Here is a 19,585-nt window from a genome sequence, read left to right on the forward strand (position 1 = left end):
CAGCACTCACCCCTGCCCCCATCACCTTCATTTTCTGGATCAGTCAGGCTGCTCGAGACGGAGGAGGAACTCCTTCGCGGCCGGCCCACCGGCATACCCACCGACACCGACGCGGCCGGTGACCCCGCCGCCCGCGGGCAGCACCCGGTGGCACGGCACGAACAGGCACAGCGGGTTCGCGCCGAGCGCCGTCCCGACCGCCCGGGACGCACGCGGCCGGTCGATCTCACCCGCGAGCGCGCCGTAGGTCGTCGTCTCGCCGTAGCCGACCCGCCCCGCGAGCTGCTCCAGCACCTCTCGCTGGAACGCGCTCGCGAGGGCGAGATCGACGGGGGTCTCGAGGTGCCGCGCGCGACCGTCGAGGTAGGCCGCCAGCTCGCGTCGCGCGGTGTCGAGTGGTCGCGCCTGTCGCAGCACCCGCGGTGACACGACGTCCGAAACCCGTTGCAACCAGTGGGTTTCCGCGTCGTCGTCCGGGACGTACGCCGACGTGACGAGCCGTCCGTCGGCGCGCACCGCCAACAGCAACCGGCCCACGGCGGTCTCCTCCACGGCATACGAGACATCGGTCTCCGGCAGGACCGGAGGTCGCACGGGCGGATCGAAGTCGCTCCAGGTCGTCGTGGTCATCGCAGCTCCTCGGCGTCGAGTCGGAGGGTCGCCAGCGCGTCCGAGACGAGGCGCCGGCTCATCGCCGGCGTCGTCCCCAGGGAGGCGGCGACGGCGTGGTGGTCGAGGTCGCCGACGTACTTGAGGACGACGGCCTCGCGCTGTCGCTCGGGCAGGGCGGCGACCCGCGCCCAGAGGTCGGCGTCGGGTTCGGTGGGCCCGGCCACGACGGGGGCCTCGGTGAGCGAGGCCGGGTCGTCGTGGGCGACGGTGCGCCGACGCGCCCGGTGGGCGTCCATGGCGCAGCGGTGGGTGATCGTGAGCAGCCAGCCCCGCAGGTTGCGGGCCGACGTGAGCCGCGGATAGGCGGCAAGCGCCTGGGTCCACGCCTGTTGCGCGACGTCGTCGCCGAGGTCGGGCCCGGCGAGGGCGTGCGCGAGCCGGCCGACGTCGCGCCAGTGGGCGTCGACGAGGCTCTGGAACGGCGGCAGGCTCACGATGAGGGAACGGTATGCCGTCTGGTCCTGTGAGTGGGCGTGCGGAATCGACCGCTCAGCCGCCGGAGCGCAGCTGGTCGAGCTCGGCACGGTAGTCGGCGTACACCGTCGTGAGCTCGTCGACCGGCCAGTCCGCAGGCAGGAGCTCGGGCGGGAGCGCGGGGTCGGTGCCGAGATGGCCCACGGCGGCCACCATCGTGAAGAAGCGCGTCCCGTCGTCCTGCGCCGCGCGCAGGGCGTCGAGGTAGGCCCGGCAGCGCGCCGCCCATGCCTCGAGATCCCACAGGCGGGCCGCCAGGGCGGAGGGGTCCTCCTGCGGTTGCGCCCGGAATCGGGTCACCACCTCGTCGAGGGGGCCGTCCGGGTCCTGCTCGAGGTTGGCGGGGCGGGTCCACACGCCCTCACGCAGTTCGGCGAGGCGGCGACGGCGCATGTCCGTGCGCAAGGCGCTCCGGTCTGCTGGGCTGCGTCCCGTCGTCGTGACGACCTCCATCTCCCAGGTCCCGTCCCACGGCCGCTGCTGCGGAGGCTGGGCATCGCGCTGACGCTGGATGAGCCGGGCGGAGAGGGTGTAGACCGCGTCGTCGCGGGTGAGGTCACCGCTGGCGACCATGCGGGTCAGGGCGACGCGGGTGGTCGCCTCGGAGATCCCGAACAGTCCCATGGCAGTGACGATGTCGCGTCCGCTCAGTGAGGGTGGGTGGGCGCCCAGGAGCAGGCTGAGCACGGCGGAACGGGCCGTGACGGGCGGGACCAGGGGCGAGGACATCGCTGGCACCCTACCGACGCCAGACCTATTACGTTCTTGCGTCGAGTGTTGCTCGGGATGTAATGTCCGGGTCATGTCCACGCACGAGGTGACGAACCAGGTCCCGCCGCTCGTCGGCGCCAACCCCGCCGAGGCCCCGGTCATCGCCGAGACGGTCGCCCGCTCCGGCATGGACGCCAGCGGTGTCGAGGAGATCACCACCCTCGGTGCCCTCGCCGGCACCGCCGAATCCCTCGAGCTGGGTGACCTCGCCGAGGCCCACCCGCCCGTGCTGAGGACGCACGACCGCTACGGCAACCGCGTCGATGAGGTCGCCTACGACCCGGCCTACCACCGCCTCATGCAGACCGCCGTCGAGCACGGCCTGCACGCCGCGCCGTGGGCGGACCCGCGTCCGCACGCGCACCTCATCCGCGCCGTGAAGTTCTCGGTGTGGGGGCACGTCGACGCCGGCCACGGGTGCCCGATCTCGATGACGTATGCCGCGGTGCCGGCGTTGCGTGCGGACGCCGCGCTCGCGGCGGCATACGAACCACTACTCACGGCACCGGCATACGACCCCGGACTGCGCGCTCCGCTGACCAAGCGCGGGCTCATCGCCGGCATGTCGATGACCGAGAAGCAGGGTGGCTCGGACGTGCGCGCCAACACGACGTCGGCCCTGCCGCAGGGTGACGGGACCTACCGGATCACCGGGCACAAGTGGTTCACGTCGGCACCGATGTCCGACCTGTTCCTCACGCTCGCGCAGGCGCCGGAGGGGCTGACCTGCTTCCTCGTGCCGCGGGTGCTGCCCGACGGGACGCGCAACACCTTCACCCTGCAGCGGCTCAAGGACAAGCTCGGCAACCACTCCAACGCGAGCAGCGAGGTCGAGTACGACGGCACGCTCGCGTGGCGCGTCGGCGACGAGGGGCGTGGAGTGCGCACGATCGTCGAGATGGTCAACATGACCCGGCTCGACTGCGTCCTCGGGACGGCGACCCTCATGCGCACGGGCGTCGCGCAGGCAGCCCACCACGCGGCATACCGCACCGCCTTCGGTCGCCCGCTCAGCGACCAGCCGCTCATGCGCAATGTGCTCGCCGACCTCGCCGTCGAAGCCGAGGCCGCGACGACGGTCGGCTTGTGGCTCGCCGAGCTGACGGACGCGAGCGCGCGCGGGGATGAGCGGGCGGGGCTGCTGCGGCGGATCGGGCTGGCCGTGACGAAGTACCACGTGTGCAAGCGCGGCCCCGTCCACGCGGCCGAGGCCCTCGAGTGCCTGGGCGGCAACGGGTATGTCGAGGAGTCGCGGATGCCGCGGCTCTACCGCGAGGCGCCGCTGATGTCGATCTGGGAGGGGTCCGGCAACGTCGCCGCCCTCGACGCGCTGCGGGCGATGGCGCGCCAGCCGGAGTCGGTCGCGGTGCTGCTCGACGAGCTGCGGTCGGCGACGGGTGCCGATCCGCGGTACGACGCGGCGGTGGCCGAGCTCGAGCGGACGATGCTGGGGCTCGACCCGGGTGACCAGGACGCGATGCAGTTCCGGGCGCGGCGCATCGTCGGTGACATGGCGACGCTGCTCCAGGGGTCGCTGCTCGTGCGCCACGGGGACCCGGCCGTCGCGGATGCGTTCTGCGCGAGCCGGCTCGCGGGGGAGCGCGGTGACGTCTTCGGGACGCTGGGGCCGGGTGTCGACGTCGGCCGCATCGTCGAGCGCGCGACCCCCAAGGTCCCCGAGACCGCCTGAGCCGCCCGGCGAGGCACCGATCGGTGAGCCGAGCACCCATGCGTGGTCGGTTGACCAGGTGGTGGCTCGCTCGGTCGTGACGTATGCCGTCCGCTCGCGACCCGGCGTAGGCGCCACTGATTGCGCACGGTTCGCATGCTCGCTGGCGCTCGCGTGCGAACTGTGCGCAATCAGTGGGGTATGGGGTGCCGGGAACTGGCAATCAGTGGGGTGTGGGGTGCCGGGAACTGGCAATCAGTGCCGACTTGTTGCTGGTTCCGTGCGGTCGGGGTGAACGGAATCGGCAATCAGTGGGGGTGCGGGTGCGAGAGTGGGGGCGTGCAGGGAAACTCGTCCGGGCGGCCCCTCGTCATCGCCCACCGCGGGGCGAGCGCCGAGCAGCCGGAACACACCCTCGCGGCCTACACCACCGCGTTCGAGGCGGGCGTCGACGGTGTCGAGTGCGACGTCCGGCTCACCGCCGACCACCACCTCGTCTGCGTCCACGACCGCCGCGCCAACCGCACCAGTGACGGCACGGGGGTCATCTCCACCCTCGAGCTGGCCCGGCTCAAAGAACTCGACTGGGCGAGCTGGAAGACGCTCGATGACGGCAGCAGCACCGAGCAGGCCGACCGTGACCCCGAGCGCGGCCGGCTGCTCACCCTGCGCCGCCTGCTCGACGCCCTCACCGACCAGCGCCAGGAGCTGCTCACCCTCATCGAGACCAAGCACCCCACCCGCTGGGGCGGTCTCGTCGAGCGCCAGCTCGTCCAGGTGCTGCGCGAGTTCGGCCTGACGACCGGGGACCTCCCGGGGCTGCCGCACGTGCGCGTCATGTCGTTCTCGCTCATGGCGCTCAAGCGGATGCAGGGCCTCGCGCCGCAGGTGCCGCTCGTCTATCTCATCGACCACGCTGCCCCGCGGTTGTCGTTCGACGGGTCGCTGCCCAAGGGGATCGACATCGTCGGCCTCGACATGCGCATCGTCCGCCGCAACCCGGCCGCCGTCGAAGCGCACCGTCGGCGCGGACACACCGTGTACGTGTGGACGGTCAACACGCCGGAGGACGTCGAGCGCTGCGTCGAGGCGGGCGTCGACGCGCTCATCAGCGACCGGCCGCGTGACGTGCTCGCCCAGCTCGGTGGCGACCAGCGCCGGTTGCTCGGCTAGCGGTCCATCACCGTCTCGCCTAGCATCCCCGGGGTGACTCGCCCCGCAGCGTCCCGCAAGGCCGCCGATCCCGACCTCCCGGGCCTCGGTGACCTCGACGAGTTCGGCGGCACCGTCGGGCAGGGTCAGGTGCGCACCATCCGGGTGCCGTGGGGCCCGTCGACCGTTGCCAGGGTCCGCAAGGCCGTCGTCGCCGACCTACGCGCCCGCGACATCGCCGAAGGCACGATCGACGAGTCCGAGATCGTCGTCTCCGAGCTCATGACCAACGCCATCCGGCACGCCCGCCCGCTCGCCGACGGGTGCCTGCGGGTGCGCTGGAAGGTCCGCGGCGAGGTCGTCGAGGTCGAGGTCACCGACGGCGGTGGCGACACCGTCCCCAAGCCCGCCCCCGCCTCGCTGTGGGTGACGAGCGGCCGCGGACTGCGCATCATCCGTTCGCTCGCGCACGAGTGGGGTGTCGGCGAGGACAAGGGCGCCCAGACCGTGTGGGCCGCCATGGGCGGCCCGAGCCGGCGCCGCGCCACCTGAGGCGACGCCACGGCGCGCAGCGCGCACCCGGCATACCGTCGATCGGCGCGGACACGCGCCAGTAGGGTTGCGGTCATGGGCAAGGCTTCGCGACGACGCAGGACCACCGACGACACCGGTGCACCGGCCAAGAGGCGCAGCGCCGCCGTCCCCTACGTGAGCCGTCCCTTCGAGGGGCTGCCCAACGAGACGGACTGGGTCGCGATCCGCGAGATCTTGCCCGCGGCGACCGCGCCCGTGACCTTCACCGGCGAGCACGCCCCCGAGGGCGTCACCGACGCGACCATCGCCACGGTCCTGCCGATGGCATGGCCGGCGCTGCACCGTGCCGACGGCACCGTGCTCATCGGCACCCAGGCCGGCAGCTCGACCGGCGACCCGAGCCGCGACCTCGCCGCGCAGCTGCTCGCCGGCGCGGCCGCCGAGCCGGGCAGCGCCGTCCAGCACGTGCCCGCCGCGACCGCCGACACCCCGAGGCTGCAGGACCTCATCGACACCACCGCGCCCTTCGAGGTGACGGTGCACGAGGGCTTCGACTTCTGGGTCGAGGGCCAGGAGCTCGACGACGAGGGCCGGGCCTCCCTCGACAGCGCCAACGAGTCCGTCGTCCCGACCGTGCGGATGGAGGCGCTGCCGTCGGCCTACTGGGTCCGCATCGGCGAGCGCACCTACATCCGCGTCGTCCTCCCCGAGGACGAGGACACCGCGACCGACGCGCTCGCGCGCATGCACGCCGCCGGGGAGTCCTCGCTCGGTGAAGGCACACGCCTCCTCGGCGCCTTCCGGGCGTGCGGCCTGCTCGTCCCCGTCCTCGAGGTGCCCGCTGACACCGAGGCGGCCGCTCACGAGGACGCGCTCGCGCAGTTCGGCACGCGGTATACCGCCGCGCTGGCTTCCACGGACCAGCTCACCGCGGAGGAGCGTCGGGCCCGCAACGGCCTGCTCAGCCGCCAGGTCACACTGCGGTGACCGCGCCGTCGGGGACAGCCGCCGACGCCCGCTCGGTCGCGGCGATCATCCCGTGCAAGGACGAGGGTGAGCGCATCGTCGCCACCGTCGAGGCGGTGCTCGGGCTCGAGCACGTCGACCGGGTCGTCGTCGTCGACGACGGCAGCACCGACGACACTGCGGCGGCCGCGCACGCCGCCGGCGCGGACGTCATCGTGCACGCCCAGAACTTCGGCAAAGCCGCGGCGCTCACGACCGGCGTCCGTCACCTGCGCGAGCTCGAGTCGGGCGAGGGAGGCGTGGGCGCCGCGGGCGAGGCGGGTGGCGCCGTCGGCGCGGGTGGCACCGGGGCGGGTGGCGCCGCTGCAGGCCCGCGCCACCTGCTCTTCGTCGACGGTGACCTGGAGGGTTCGGCGAGCAACCTCGGCGTCCTCATCCCACCGGTCCTCGAGGGGCGGGCCGACATGACCATTGCGATCCTCCCGCCGCAGCGCACCCCCGGCGGTGGCCGCGGCTTCGTCGTCCGGCTCGCCCGTGACGGGATCGAGGACCTCACCGGCTGGACCGCCACCCAGCCCCTGTCGGGCATGCGCTGCCTCACCGCCGAGGCGTTCGAGGCGGCGAGCCCCCTCGCCCCGGGCTGGGGTGTCGAGGTCGGCCTCACGACCGACGTCCTCGCCGCCGGAATGCGGGTCGTGGAGGTCCCGTGCGACCTCCAGCATCGCGTCTCCGGCTCGGACTGGCGCGGACAGCTGCACCGCGCCGAGCAGTACCGCGACGTCTGGCGCGCGCTCACCTGGCGCCGCACCCGCAAGGCCCTCACCGAGCTGGCCCCCGGTGTCGCGCGTCGCCTCTGACGCCACCCCCGGCGCGGACCGGGCAACGGGTGAGGCAGCCACGCTCACCCGTCGCGGGCTGCTCACCGTCGCGTTCGTGCTGCTGCTCGTCGTCGGTCTCGCCCTCCCGCACGCCGCCGCCCCCGATCTAGGCCCACGCGGCTGGGCACCGGGCACCATCCTCCCGATCACCCTCACACCGGCAGCGGTCACCGCGACCCTCTGGACGGCATACGCGCTCGGCGCCGCAGGCGTCGTCCTCGCGCTGCGCCAGGGGATGCGCGCCCTCTCGACGCCGGTCGTCGGCGGGCTCGCGCTCGCGGCGGCGCTGACGACACCGTTTGGGTCGGCGGACCACGTCAACTACGCGGCATACGGGCGGATCCTCGCGCTCGGCGACGACCCGTGGCTCGTCTCACCCGTGTCGTGGCGCGGTGACGCCGACCCCGTCGTCAGCGCCGTCGAGTCGCCGTGGCGCGAGGAACCGAGCGTCTACGGGCCGTTCGCGACCCTGCTCCATGGGCTCGGCTCGCTGGTCGGCGGGGACAACCTGCGCGAGACCGTGTGGCTGTGGCAGCTCGTCGTCATCGCGTCGTGGCTGGCGGTGCGCTGGTGCCTGCGCCGGCTGCTGCCGGGCCACGAAGGGCGGGTCGACGCCCTCTGGACGGCCAACCCGCTCGTCTTCGCCACCGGCGTCCTCGGCGCGCACGTCGACATGCTCGCGGCGGCGTTCGTCGTCGGCGCCGTGTGGGCGGTGCAGCGGTATGCCGGCGTCGGCGGCGCCGTGCTCGCCGGCACCTTCGGGGGGCTCGCGTTGTCGTCGAAGTTCACGTATGCCGTTGTGCTGCTTGCGATTCTGCTCGCCCTGCGGTCACGGCGGGTCGCCCGCGGTGCCGTCATGATCGGCGTTGCGGCGCTGGTGGCGGGGGTGCTGCACCTGTGGGCCGGACCGCACGTGTTCGACCAGGTCGGGCGGTCGGCCAAGGCGGTCGCGCTGTCCTCGCCGTGGCGGATGCTGCTCGAGGTGGGCGGAGGCGGACCCACGGTGCGGTCGGTCATCTCGGTGCTCGCGGCGCTGGCGGCCGTCGGGTTCGCGGTGTGCCTCGCCCGGCTCACGACGCCCCGTGGTGACGGGGAGGGTGCGCGGGCGCTGCGCTGGGTCGTCGTGCTCGGCGGTGGCTACGCGCTGGCGGCGGCGTACTCGCTGCCCTGGTACGACGTGCTCGTGTGGTCGGCACTGCCTGCCGTGGTGTCGGGGGTCGGGGTGGCCCGAGTGGGGCTCGTCGAGCTCGCGCTGCTCGCGCGGCTCACGGTGATGTCGTTCGCCTACACCCCGGGGCGCGTCCTCGGCATGACACCCGGTGTCGAGGCGGTGACGATGACGGTGCGCAAGGAGGTCGCGCCGGTGCTGCTGCTGGCCGTGTGGGCCGGGGTCGTCGTGGCCGCCTTACGCGCGCGACCGCGGGCTCCCGGCGTCCCGAACCGTCCAATTGGGTGAGATCGGGACGGGAGGTGAGCGCGCGGCATACCGGCGCGGCTGTCCCCAACCGTCCAATTGGGTGAGATCGGGACGGGGTGTCCCCAACTGTCCAATTGGGTGAGATCGGGACGGGGGGTGAGCGGACGGCATACCGGCGCGGCTGTCCCTAACTGTCCAATTGGGTGAGATCGGGACGGCGCCGGGGGTCAGGCGCGGCGGGCGCGGCGGGTGGGCGCCACCGCGCGCAGGTCCTCCTCGAGGTTGCGCACGACGACGCTGACGATGAGCGGCACCGCCACCGTCGCGCCGACGGCCGGGATCGCCGTCCCCGAGTCGTTGATGAGGAACCCGACCGTCAGGGTGATGACGACCGCGATGAGTCCCGAGCGCAGCGTCGGCGCCTTCTCGAACGACTTGGCCAGGCCCTTCGACCCCCACGACGTCGGCCGCGCCAGCACGTAGATCACGAAGATCAGGGCCGCCGGGACGAGCAGGGTGAGGGGAGCGTTGCCGGTGAGGATGTCCCAGTTCTGCTGGGCCTTGCGCTGCACGATGTCGAGCGCGTTGCCGTCGATGATCGCCTGGATGAAGTTGCCGAGGTGGGTGCGCTCGCTCGGCGCGCGCAGCCAGTCGAGGAACGCGACTCCGAGGAAGAGCCCGGCTGACCCGAGCCCGATGAGCAGGACCCGCTGCCAGGTCATCGCGATGCCGAGGATGGCGAGCACGAGGTAGGCGATGCCGGGGATGAGGGCTGGTGGACCGCCGCCGTCGGCGCCCCAGAAGGGCGCCCCGTCGACGATGACGGTGCCGATGCCGAGGACGAGCACGGCCAGCGCCGCGACCCGTGGCCGACCCGCCCGGACGAGCACGCTCGAGACGGCAGTCGCGAGGAGCAGTGCCGACGTCGCGAAGAGCGCGAACGTCACGTTGCCCATGCCGTAGAACCGTCCGGCCACGACGGGCTGCAGGCCCATGAGGGAGGACTGCTGGAGCCGGGATCCGGTGATGACGTCTCCGGCGAGGACGGCCATCGTCACCGCCGCGACGAAGGCGAGCGGGCCCAGAGCCGCACCGCCCCACGGGCCGCGCAGCGCGGCATACGCGATGAGGGCGACGAAGACGCCCACTGCGGCGACGATCGAGATCATCGGGATCGGGAAGCGCCACCAGGGCAGCAGGTTCGCGAGGAACGTCGAGGCGGGCACGGCCGCGGCGGCGACCGCGACGACGCGCACGACGCCGAGGACTCGGCGGCGGGTGTCGTCGGTGCCGATCTTGCCCTTCCAGACGAGCAGGACGAGGAGATAGATGACGAGCTGGCCGTAGGCGAACCCGTTGAAGAACGGCGGGACGAGGCTGTGCACCTCGTGGCTCGCGAGGTCATAGTCGACGAGGGACTGGAGCCGGTCCGCGGCCCGCTTCTCGGAGTTGTCCGGCGCCGACTCGCTCGTCATCGCGGCACCGCCGAGGCCGCTCGGCTTCGTGATCCCGGTGATGTCCATGAGGGTGACCGGCAGGTCCTGGGACTGGACGAGGCCGGGCTGGCGGGTCGAGTGCGACAGCAGCACGCCCGAGCCGAAGTTGGGTCCGCGAGCGACGACGAGCCGGAGGCGCTCGGTCACGCCGGCGTCGGACAGGCTCGCGACGATGAAGTCGGCGCCACCCGGTGCGGCCGCGATGACGTCACCGATGCGCTTGTCGACGGTGGCGATCTGCTGCTCGCGCGACTGGGTCGGCACCTGCTCGCCCTCGGCGACGTCGTCGGGGTCGCGCACACTGCCGACGTCGACGATCGTCACGGGGCAGGTGTTCATGTCGACGAGGAGGTTCTCGTCCGAGTAGGGCGACCAGCGGTCGACGGTGCCCTCGGGCATGGCGGCCGCGATGGCGGCGCCCGGACCGACGGGCTTGATGCACACGTCGGACTTCGCCGCAGCCTCACCGAGCAGGCCGAGCCGGGCGTCGAACTTGCGCGACTGCGCGGACTGCACGTACGTCTCCCAGTTCGCGACCTCGCCACCCTTCGGCTCCGCCACGGGTGGGCACGGGCGCTGCTGGGGAGACCCCTTCCCGGTGCGCGGAGCGGAGGCGCGCGTCCCCGCCGAGAGCCCCAGCCAGCCGTCGACGGGACACGTGTTGGTCTCGACGGAGCGCACCGACATCGCCGCACTCGAGCCGTCGCGCAGGAGCGTCCAGAGGTTCGGCGTCTTTTCCTTGGACACGTCGGTCCAGGTGATGCCGCCCGTGCCGATGAGCACGGTGGCCCCGAAGGGGTCCGGGGTGCCGGCTCGATGGGCGGCCGCGGAGCCGGGCACGCTGGCCGTGCTGCCCGAGGCGCCGATGGCCCATCCCCCGATGCCGAGAACCGCCACGACGGCGACGAACAGCGCAGCCAGGGCTCGACGAGTCATGGGCTGGATCCTAGGCGGGCCACGTGTGGGTGGCCTGCCGAGGCCGTGGGTGCCGGCTGGAGAAGGTGTGAAGGCCGGCGCCAACCAGCCCGGCTGGACACGCGGGCCGGCCCGGCTGGGACACGCGGGCCGGCCCGGCTGGGACACGCGGGCCGGCCCGGCTGGGACACGCGCGCCGCCGGGGGAGGCGCGCGGACGGCATACGGGGACAATGGGCACCGTGACCCCGACGAACCCGCCGCGTGCCCGCTGGCTGTGGCCGCTCGCCGTCGTCGTCATTGCGCTCGCGGCGACGCCGGTCGTGTTGCGCTATCTCGTCTTCTGGCCGATGGACCAGTGGCAGGTCGACGTCGAGGTCTACCGCGAGGCGGGGGTGTCGATCCTCACCGGTCGGCCGATCTACTCGGCGATGACCGAGGCGCCGCAGCTGCTGCCGTTCACGTACCCGCCGTTCGCGGCGCTGCTCGCGCTGCCGCTCGCGTGGGTGCCGTTCGAGGTGGCCGCGTGGCTGTGGACCGCGGCGCAGGTCGCGGCCACGACGGCGATCGTCTGGTATGCCGGGTGGCGGCTGTGGACGCGCGCCGGCGGGTGGGCGCCCCTCGCGCTCGCCGTGGTCGTCGCGCCGATGTTGTGGCTGCACCCGGTGTCGGACGGGATCCGGTTCGGTCAGGTCAACGCGTTCATGGTGCTCGCGTGCCTCATGGACCTGCGTCGCCCGCGGCCGCGGCTGCTCGCGCGGGTGCCGGCCGGCGTGCTCGTCGGGCTGGCGATGTCGGTCAAGCTGACGCCCGGGGTGTTCGTCATCCACTACCTCGTCAACCGCCGATGGCGCGAGGCGGCGACGGCGGTCGGGACCGCGGTCGGGGTGACCCTCGGGTCGTGGGTGCTGCTGCCGGAGGCGTCGTTCGCGTTCTGGGGCGGGGCGCTGCAGGACCCGACGCGGCTCGGGCCGAACTTCGGGACGTCGAACCAGTCGCTGCGCGGGCTGCTGCTGCGGGTCGGGCCGGACGGGACCGCGGGCACGGTGCTGTGGCTGGTGCTGGCCCTCGGCGTCGCAGTGTTCGGGTATGCCGTGGCGCGGCGGTTCTATCTGCGCGGCGACTCGGTGGGCGAGGTCGCGACCGTCGGGATGCTCGCGTGCCTCTGCTCTCCGGTCGCGTGGATCCACCACTTCCACTGGATCGTCGTCGTGGTGCTGGCGCTCGTCGGTGGGTGGCCGCTCGTGCGTGGGCGTCTCGTGGCGGCCGGCGTCGTCATGGCGTGGTTCCTCATGCGGATGCCGTGGTGGGGCATCTCGTGGCTCAACCATCCGGACTGGCCGGAGCTGCCGGGGCGGCTGCTGCAGAATGCCGACGTCGCCGGTGGGGTCGTCGCGCTCGGCCTGCTCTGGTGGGTGAGCCGCCGCCAGCCCATGGCGAACATGCCAACGGATCGTCGGTACGTCGTCAACGAGATCATCGAACGAGGGCGCCGTCGTCCCGTCCTTGATGACCGTTCCGAGGACGAGATCTTGGGCTACGACGAGCGCGGGCTCCCCTCCTGAGCGTCGGGGGTGAGCGGACGGCATACGCTGGCGGGCATGTTCGCGCCGTCGTGGGCCGAGTGGTTGCTGCTCGCCCTCACCGTCCTGCTGCCGCTGGTGGTGCTCGCCGTGCTGCTCGTCGCCGTGTTGCGGTTGCGGGCGCGGGTGGCCCAGCTCGAGCGGCAGCGGCCTGTCGGGGCGGGGGAGCTCGCGGCGCTGCGCGCGGACATCGGCCAGGCGCTGCGGCACGTCGCGGTGGTCCGCTATGACGCGTTCGGGGACATGGGCGGCCGGCTGAGCTTCAGCGCGGCGATCGTCGACGACCAGGGTGACGGGGTCGTGCTGTCGTCTATCCACGCGCGCGGGGAGTCCCGCACCTATGCCAAGGGGATCACCGACGGCGGCTCGGACGCGACCCTCACCCCGGAGGAGCAGCAGGCGCTGAGCGCGGCACGGACGGGGCGGCAGCGATGACGACGCGGTATGGCTACCTCGGGCCGGAGGGGACCTTCACCCAGATGGCGCTGCAGTCATGGGTGACGGCGCACGAGGACGGTCCGGATGCGGCCGGAACCGGTGAGCAGGTGCCGTTCGGGTCGGTCGACCAGGCGCTGGATGCGTTGCGCCGCAGTGAGATCGACGCCGCGATGGTGCCGATCGAGAACTCCGTCGAGGGTGGCGTGTCCGCGACGCTCGATGCGCTCGCGTCCGGTGACCCGCTCGTCGTCACCGGCGAGGTCAACGTGCCGATCACGTTCGTGCTGGCTGCCCGCGCCGGTATGCCGCTCGCGGACGTGCGCTCGGTCGGCACCCACTCGCACGCGTGGGCGCAGGTCCGCGGCTGGATGGACGCTCACCTTCCAGCGGCGACGTACGTCCCGACGTTGTCCACGGCCGCTGCCGCGGCCGGGCTGGGAGACGCGGGCGGGAGCGACGGTGGGCGCGCGGCATACGACGCCGCCGTCTGTGCCCCGGTGGCGGCGACGAACCACGGGCTGACGGTCCTCGCGACCGACATCGGGGACCGGGTCGGGGCGGTGACCCGGTTCGTCCTCGTGGCGCGACCGGGGGCGCTGCCGGAGCGGACCGGGGCGGACAAGACGACGGTCATGCTCTTCCAGCGCGACGACCGGGCCGGTGGGCTGCTCGAGCTGCTGGAGCAGTTCGCGGTGCGCGGCATCAACATGACGCGCCTGGAGTCGCGGCCGACGAAGGAGTCGCTCGGGTCCTACTGCTTCTCGATCGACTTCGAGGGGCATGTGTGGGACGAGCGGGTCGGCGAGGCGCTCATGGGGCTGAAGCGGGTGTGTGCGGAGGTGCGCTTCCTCGGGTCCTACCCGCGCGAGGACGGGGCGCAGGTCGAGGTAGCGCCGCTGACGACCGACGAGGACTTCGCCGGCGCGCGCGCCTGGCTGACGTCGCTGCGCCGGGGGTAGTCCGTCGTTCGGTGTGCTCGGGCGCGATCCGTGTCCGGGAGACGGCGTGCGCAACGTTTCCGCGCCCGGTGCTCTGATCTTGCGTCGTCCTTTGGGCCACCCTGACTCCGAGTGGCCCAAAGGACGACGCAAGATCAGAGTGTTCGACGACGGGCCCAGCGGCCCAGCGGCCAGGCGGCTCGTCGGCGGGTTCGCTGCGAGGGACGGGGGAGTCGGCGCTCGGTGGGGAACCGGGTGGGGACAGGTCCGGGTCACAGGGCGCCGGCCGCGATGACGCTGGCGAGGACGAGGTAGACGATGCCCGCTGCGTAGTGCAGGACGGAGGCGGATCGCGCCGAGCGCAGGAACCGCGCATGGAAGGCGCCGGCGAGGACGCCGATGGAGCCGTAGAGCACGACCTCGCTCGCGACGTTGACGGCGCCGAGCATGGCGAGCTGGACGCGGGTGCTCTGGGCCGTGCCCACGAACTGCGGCAGCACCGCGAGGAAGAACAGGATCACCTTCGGGTTGGTGAGGCTGACGATGACCCCGCGTCGATAGGGGCTGCCGGGGCGGGGGGCCGCCACCTCGGCGACCGTCGTGCGCTCATGGGCCTTGCGCAGGGTCACCCACGCGAGCCACGCGAGGTAGGCCGCGCCGACGAGCTTCACCGCGTCGAGGGCCGTCGGGTGGGACTCGGCGAGCTGGGCAACCCCCATCACGACGGCCAGGGCATACACGCTCATCCCCGTCCCGATGCCGAGAATCGCGGCCACCGCAGGCCGACGACCGCTCTCGAGCCCCACGGCGATCATGAACGCCATGTCGGGTCCGGGCGGTGCGAGGAACACCAGGATGACCGCCACGAATCCCGGCAGCACGGTGAGGTCAACCATCGCCTCCTCCTCTCCAGCATCGTTCCGCGACATGGGGAACCGTCTAAGACGGTTCTACATCGGGAGGCGGGAGGGCGCAACCGCCTAAGATGGTTCCATGAGCGATGAGCCACCCCCGTTTCGTTCGGGCAACGTGCTCGCGACCACGTTCACCGGCACCCTGTCCGAGCGCCGGGGGGAGCCCGTGGAGCGGATCCCGACTCCGCAGCGGTTGATGGACTGGTTCGCCGAGCAGGGCCTTGCCGTGTCGTCGTGCTCCGCGGCCGAGCTGCGGCTCGCCCGCGGCCTGCGCGAAGCCATCCACCGTGCCGCGACGCAGGTGGCGCAGGGCGCGGCCGTGAGGGCGGCTGACCGCCGGATCATCAATGACCGCGGCGCTGGTGGCCGGGCTCACGCGCGACTGGCCCCGGACGGCACTCGGCACTGGGTTCTGCCGTCGTCCTCCGTGGACGACGCGCTGGCGGTCATCGCGGCCGACGCCATCAGCCTGCTCACCGGCGACCGCGACGGCAGGCTCGCGCTCTGCGCGTCACCGACGTGCCGGGCGGCCTTCCTGGACACGAGCCAGAGCCGCAGCCGCCGCTGGTGCGACATGAACACGTGCGGCAACCGGGAGAAGAAGGCGCGCTTCCGGGCCAGGCAGCGTGAGGGTCGCGGCTGAAGCGGGTGTGCGCGGAGGTGCGCTGCGCCGGGGATAGTCCAGCTGGGCCGCTGGTCGCACGGGCCGGCGCCGTAGGCTGCGGGCATGGACGCGATGCCACCGATGGAGAATGCGGTCCACCCGCCGCGGGAGGACCCTCCGACGTGGTCCGAACGGCACCCTCGCGCGATGGCGTGGCTGAGGTGCCTCCCTCCGCTCGCGTTCATGGTGCTGATGGTGGGACGTCTTGAGGAGGACGGGTTGGACTGGTGGCCGGTCGCTGGTCTCGTGGCCGCCTCGATGGTTCTGGGCGCCAACCTCACGATGGCGGTGTCGGGCGCCGACCGGGGCGCTGACTCGGCCTAGCGGAGGCCGCCCGCTGAAGACGAAGCGCCCACGGTTCGGCGCTTCGTCGTGCGTGTCCTTCCAGTGCTTGGGTCTTGACCCGTACTCTGGAACACCACTGGGCCGTTCCACAGTACGGGTCAAGACCTGAGTGTGAACCCGACCGATGCACCGAGCGTCGCCTCAGGTGCGAGGGGCCGAGTGCTGAGTGCTCGACAAGCCCGTTGCGGGCTCTGGACCGCCTTCGTATGCCGTGACCCAGGCGTCGATGTCGTCCCACCGTTCGTCGATCCACGCCTCGATCCCCGCGGCGTCGTTCGGCACCTGCGACCCGGCGTACGTCTGCGTGCGCACGAGGAACGGCCGCCCGGTGAACGGGATCGCGTCCCAGATCTCCGCCGGCGTCGTGAGCCGGCCGAACCCGGCGTGCCCGACGATCATGACGTCGGCATCGGGGCGGGCCTCGAGGCTGGCGATGACGCCCCGGGTCTTCGGGGGCAACGTGTTCCAGAGCTGGAGCGCGCGGCGCACCCGCAGCTCGTGCCCGGCTTCACGCAGCCGGTCGATGAGGTCGCGGCGCCGGCGCAAGGAGAAGTTCTGGCCTTCCGGGAAGAGCAGGAGCACGTCGTCGCCGTCGAGACCTTCGGCCAGCGCGCGCACTCCCGCGGTCCGGTCGTCGCCGGCCCCACTGCGTGACGGGACGAAGTAGGAGCGCATCCGCGTCAGCAGCGCATCGACGGTCGGGTCCCACCGAAGTGCTTCTGCGAGAACGATCTTCGGCATCCGGCCAGCCGTGTGACCGAGCAACCAGGCCAGCGCGAGCGAGTCGCCCGGTCCGGCGTGCCGGGCGAACGCGATGAGCGGCGCCCCCTCGGTGCCGAAGTGCATCCGCCCGTCGAGGACGACCTCGAACCCGACCCAGCGCTTGGCGAGGATCATCGCCCGGTTGAGCCCGGCGAGGAAGACCTGCTCGTGGTCCTCCTCCCACGTCGGGCTCGCCTCACCGCGCGCCCGGAGCGAGAGCTTCCAGCACTCCATGAGCATGCGGACGTCGACCCAGACGAGCCCGACCCCGAGGCAGCTCACCCGGAACAGCCGTGCGCGCTTGTCGACGAACGAGTGGAACGCGCCCGCGACGATGACCGGTGCCGCGAGGCCGGTGAGCGCCGCCGCCCCGACCGGCCAGGCAACGGCGAGCGCCCGCCGCGCCAGCTTCGGCGGCTTCGGGATGGCGGCGAGACCCATGGAGCGAGCGTATGCCGGTCTAGAGGTCGGCGAGGTAGGCCGACGACGCGGCATACGCCTGCTCGGCACGCGCCGTGAGGCGCGAGGTGCGGCCGTAGCCGATGGCGACAGACGGCGTCTCCGGCGCGCCACTGGGCAGCACGTGCACCTCGACGTCGTCCGGGATCTCGGCCATCTCGTGGACGAACCGGTGTCGACGCCCGATCTCGAACGCGACGATCCCCACCTCCCACGGGCGACGCGGCGGCGTCAGCGGCTGCTCCACGCGCCCGACCTGGAGCACGAAGATCCGGTCCGCCCCGAGCTGGACAGCCCGGCCGACCGGGATCGAGTGCACGAGACCGCCATCGAGGTAGTGCCGACCGTCGATGACGACCGGCGGGAACAGCCCCGGCACGGTGCACGAGGCGATGACCGGGTCGACGAGCTCGCCGCTCGAGAACCATTGCGCGTCAGCGGTTTCGATGCACGCGGCGACGCACTGGAAGTCGACGTCGAGCTCCTCGAACGTGTCGACCGGCAGGTGCTCGTCGATGACCTTGCGCAGTGGCTTGCTCGACAGGATGTGCGTGCGGAACCGGGCGATCCGCGCGGCCGAGCGCATCGGGTTCTCGAGGAAGATCCCGCTCGACCCCATCGCCCGCCACAGGTCGGCGAGAGCGGTGATGCCCTCGACCGACGGGTTGGCCGCGACGAAGGCCCCGTTGAGGGCGCCGATGCTCGTGCCGAGGACGACGTCGGGGCGGATCCCCTGCTCGGCAAGGGCGCGCAGCATGCCGATCTGGGTCGTGCCGAGCACCCCGCCGCCGCCGAGAACGAACGCCGTCGTCATGCCGACCACCCTAGAACCCGCCGACCGCTCGCCTCGACCGGGAAGCCGCGGCGTGGGAAAGGCGAGAGGGGCGCGGGCGGCGAGCGGGCCTCATACAGTGAACGCCATGCCCGGCGCCGCGTTCTTCGACCTCGACCGGACGATCCTGCGCGGCGGCACCGGGCCGCACCTGTCGCAGGCGATGCTCGACCTCGGCCTCGTGCCCCGCGAGCTGCCCGGCCAGAAGGCGCTCTTCACGATCTTCGACGTCCTCGGCGAGACGCTGCCGTCGATCGCGCTCGCCCGGCAGGCCACTGTCGTCGCGCGCGGCAAGGACGCGACGAGCTTCGACCAGGCCGCCCTCAACGCCGCAGAGGTCATCGCCGAGCTCATCCACCCCTTCGCCCTCGCCCTCATCGAGCAGCACCACGCCGAGGGTCGCCGCGTCGTCATGGCCACGACGACCCCGAAGCACCTCATCGCGCCGCTCGCGGACCGGCTCGGCTTCGATGACGTCATCGCGACCCGCTACGGCACCCGCGAGGACGGCCGCTTCGACGGGTCGATCCGCGGGCCGTTCGTCTGGTCGACGGGCAAGCTCGCCGCCGTCCGCCACTATGCGGAGCGGCACGACATCGACCTCGCCGAGAGCTTCGCCTACTCCGACAGCATCTATGACGTGCCGCTCCTCGAGGCGGTGGGCCGTCCCGCGGCGGTCAACCCCGACCCGCGGTTGACCCTGTATGCCGTCGCGCGGCGCTGGCCGATCGTGCACTTCGACGTGTCGCCGGGTGTGCTCAAGGTGCCGGTCGTCGGGGTGGAGCTCCAGCGGCTCGCGCTCGAGGCGCTGCGCTCGACGTTCTTCCCGGCGGCGCGCTTCGACATCGCCGGGGTCGAGAACATCCCGCGTCACGGGCCGGCCATCCTCGCCGTGAACCACCGCAGCTACTTCGACCTCGTCGCCATGGCGCAGGTCGTGCGGCAGTCCGGTCGGTCGGTGCGGTTCCTCGGCAAGAAGGAGCTGTTCGACGTTCCGGTGCTCGGGTCGCTGTTCACCGCGATCGGCGGGATCCGGGTGGACCGCGGCGGGGGCGGGCTCGAGTCGTATGACATGGCGGCGCTCGCGCTCGAGGGTGGTGAGGTCGTCGGGGTGACGCCGCAGGGGACGATCCCGCGCGGTGAGGCCTTCTTCGACCCGGTGCTGCGTGGCAAGACCGGGGCGGCGCGGCTCGCGGCGCTGAGTGGCGCGCCGGTCATCCCTGTCGGGCTGTGGGGCACGGAGAAGGTGTGGCCGCGCTCGTCTTCGATGCCGAACCTGCTCCGGCTCTGGGACCCGCCGACGGTGCGGGTGCGCGTCGGCGAGCCGGTGGAGCTGAAGTATCGCTCCGCCACCGCCGACACGAAGCGGATCATGGCCGCGATCGCGGGCCTGCTCCCCGAGGAGGCGCGCACCCGGCATACGCCCACCGAGACCGAGCTGCGCACCACCTACCCCGGCGGCAGCCTCCCCAGCCATCCCTGACGTCTGACCCCGGGCCGCGTCCCCCGACTTATTGCGCATAGTTCGCATACGAGTGCCAGGGAGCGTGCGAACTGTGCGCAATAAGTCGGGGTCGGGGGGTGAGGTGCCGGGCGCTTGTGGATGACGGTGCCGGGAAGTCGGCGGGACGGCATACCGTTGTCGTTCGTTGGTACGCACGGCAGGCGCGAACGGGAGGTGAGCCGCCATCGTCACCCACGACCCGC

The 19,585-nt window shown here is 72.4% G+C and carries 19 protein-coding genes; 12 read left to right on the forward strand and 7 right to left on the reverse strand.

What is annotated here, in order from left to right; translation table 11 throughout:
• Window positions 1-39: 39 nt before the first annotated feature.
• Genes BCF74_RS12560 through BCF74_RS12570 form a run of 3 tightly spaced genes read right to left on the reverse strand, consistent with a single transcriptional unit; the run spans window position 40 to window position 1,875 of the window.
• Window positions 40-630, reverse strand: coding sequence for a methylated-DNA--[protein]-cysteine S-methyltransferase (locus BCF74_RS12560; protein WP_106298306.1), 591 nt, complete (start codon window positions 628-630; stop codon window positions 40-42).
• Complete coding sequence (locus BCF74_RS12565; protein WP_106298365.1) at window positions 627-1,106, reverse strand: RNA polymerase sigma factor; 480 nt, start codon at window positions 1,104-1,106, stop codon at window positions 627-629. Before BCF74_RS12565 ends, BCF74_RS12560 begins: the two co-directional genes overlap by 4 nt.
• Before the next feature lie 55 nt (window positions 1,107-1,161).
• On the reverse strand, window positions 1,162-1,875 hold the full coding sequence (locus BCF74_RS12570) for a PaaX family transcriptional regulator C-terminal domain-containing protein (protein ID WP_106298307.1): 714 nt from the start codon (window positions 1,873-1,875) through the stop codon (window positions 1,162-1,164).
• A gap of 73 nt (window positions 1,876-1,948) precedes the next feature.
• Here BCF74_RS12570 and BCF74_RS12575 point away from each other — a divergent pair, with 73 nt between their 5' ends.
• The 6 genes from BCF74_RS12575 (at window position 1,949) to BCF74_RS12600 (ending at window position 8,572) form a co-directional block, all read left to right on the forward strand.
• Window positions 1,949-3,607: an acyl-CoA dehydrogenase family protein gene (locus tag BCF74_RS12575; RefSeq protein WP_106298308.1), complete on the forward strand. Its 1,659-nt coding sequence runs from the start codon at window positions 1,949-1,951 to the stop codon at window positions 3,605-3,607.
• A 318-nt stretch (window positions 3,608-3,925) separates the two neighbouring features.
• Complete coding sequence (locus BCF74_RS12580) at window positions 3,926-4,759, forward strand: glycerophosphodiester phosphodiesterase family protein (RefSeq protein ID WP_218279268.1); 834 nt, start codon at window positions 3,926-3,928, stop codon at window positions 4,757-4,759.
• A gap of 33 nt (window positions 4,760-4,792) precedes the next feature.
• Window positions 4,793-5,290 carry an ATP-binding protein gene (locus BCF74_RS12585; RefSeq protein ID WP_106298310.1) on the forward strand — a complete coding sequence of 166 codons (498 nt, stop codon included), beginning with the start codon at window positions 4,793-4,795 and terminating at the stop codon, window positions 5,288-5,290.
• Between the two features lie 75 nt (window positions 5,291-5,365).
• Entirely contained in the window at window positions 5,366-6,259 is an 894-nt protein-coding gene (locus BCF74_RS12590; RefSeq protein WP_170070237.1) for a DUF5926 family protein, read from the forward strand.
• The gene (locus BCF74_RS12595; RefSeq protein WP_106298311.1) at window positions 6,256-7,095 is read left to right on the forward strand and encodes a glycosyltransferase; all 840 of its coding nucleotides are present in this window, start codon (window positions 6,256-6,258) and stop codon (window positions 7,093-7,095) included. Before BCF74_RS12590 ends, BCF74_RS12595 begins: the two co-directional genes overlap by 4 nt.
• Window positions 7,076-8,572: an MptA/MptB family glycosyltransferase gene (locus BCF74_RS12600; RefSeq protein WP_106298312.1), complete on the forward strand. Its 1,497-nt coding sequence runs from the start codon at window positions 7,076-7,078 to the stop codon at window positions 8,570-8,572. The genes BCF74_RS12595 and BCF74_RS12600 overlap by 20 nt, the downstream gene beginning before the upstream one ends.
• 188 nt (window positions 8,573-8,760) lie before the next feature.
• Here BCF74_RS12600 and BCF74_RS12605 read toward each other — a convergent pair whose 3' ends face one another.
• Complete coding sequence (locus BCF74_RS12605; RefSeq protein WP_106298313.1) at window positions 8,761-10,965, reverse strand: hypothetical protein; 2,205 nt, start codon at window positions 10,963-10,965, stop codon at window positions 8,761-8,763.
• A gap of 220 nt (window positions 10,966-11,185) precedes the next feature.
• On the opposite strand from BCF74_RS12605, the gene BCF74_RS12610 reads away from it, so the two are divergent.
• From BCF74_RS12610 to pheA, 3 genes are read left to right on the forward strand one after another with little or no spacing between them, the layout of a single operon-like run.
• Window positions 11,186-12,508, forward strand: a complete 1,323-nt coding sequence (locus tag BCF74_RS12610) for a glycosyltransferase 87 family protein (RefSeq protein WP_245889339.1) — start codon at window positions 11,186-11,188, stop codon at window positions 12,506-12,508.
• 36 nt (window positions 12,509-12,544) lie between these two features.
• Complete coding sequence (locus tag BCF74_RS12615; RefSeq protein WP_106298315.1) at window positions 12,545-12,961, forward strand: DUF4446 family protein; 417 nt, start codon at window positions 12,545-12,547, stop codon at window positions 12,959-12,961.
• Window positions 12,958-13,923, forward strand: a complete 966-nt coding sequence (gene pheA / locus BCF74_RS12620; RefSeq protein WP_106298316.1) for a prephenate dehydratase — start codon at window positions 12,958-12,960, stop codon at window positions 13,921-13,923. The genes BCF74_RS12615 and pheA overlap by 4 nt, the downstream gene beginning before the upstream one ends.
• Before the next feature lie 251 nt (window positions 13,924-14,174).
• Here pheA and BCF74_RS12625 read toward each other — a convergent pair whose 3' ends face one another.
• The gene (locus BCF74_RS12625; RefSeq protein WP_106298317.1) at window positions 14,175-14,798 is read right to left on the reverse strand and encodes a LysE family translocator; all 624 of its coding nucleotides are present in this window, start codon (window positions 14,796-14,798) and stop codon (window positions 14,175-14,177) included.
• 97 nt (window positions 14,799-14,895) lie between these two features.
• Here BCF74_RS12625 and BCF74_RS12630 point away from each other — a divergent pair, with 97 nt between their 5' ends.
• Window positions 14,896-15,459: a CGNR zinc finger domain-containing protein gene (locus tag BCF74_RS12630; protein ID WP_106298318.1), complete on the forward strand. Its 564-nt coding sequence runs from the start codon at window positions 14,896-14,898 to the stop codon at window positions 15,457-15,459.
• 168 nt (window positions 15,460-15,627) lie between these two features.
• A complete protein-coding gene (locus tag BCF74_RS17375; RefSeq protein ID WP_170070238.1) occupies window positions 15,628-15,804 on the forward strand; it encodes a hypothetical protein in 177 nt (58 codons plus the stop codon).
• 162 nt (window positions 15,805-15,966) lie between these two features.
• Here BCF74_RS17375 and BCF74_RS12635 read toward each other — a convergent pair whose 3' ends face one another.
• Together BCF74_RS12635 and BCF74_RS12640 are read right to left on the reverse strand one after the other, a co-directional pair.
• Window positions 15,967-17,028, reverse strand: coding sequence for a 1-acyl-sn-glycerol-3-phosphate acyltransferase (locus tag BCF74_RS12635; protein ID WP_170070239.1), 1,062 nt, complete (start codon window positions 17,026-17,028; stop codon window positions 15,967-15,969).
• Between the two features lie 19 nt (window positions 17,029-17,047).
• Window positions 17,048-17,860, reverse strand: coding sequence for a patatin-like phospholipase family protein (locus BCF74_RS12640; protein WP_106298367.1), 813 nt, complete (start codon window positions 17,858-17,860; stop codon window positions 17,048-17,050).
• A gap of 106 nt (window positions 17,861-17,966) precedes the next feature.
• On the opposite strand from BCF74_RS12640, the gene BCF74_RS12645 reads away from it, so the two are divergent.
• Window positions 17,967-19,361 carry an HAD-IB family hydrolase gene (locus BCF74_RS12645; protein ID WP_106298368.1) on the forward strand — a complete coding sequence of 465 codons (1,395 nt, stop codon included), beginning with the start codon at window positions 17,967-17,969 and terminating at the stop codon, window positions 19,359-19,361.
• Window positions 19,362-19,585 lie beyond the last annotated feature (224 nt).

Origin of the sequence: Knoellia remsis (assembly GCF_003002895.1) — a bacterium.
Lineage (GTDB): Bacteria > Actinomycetota > Actinomycetes > Actinomycetales > Dermatophilaceae > Knoellia > Knoellia remsis.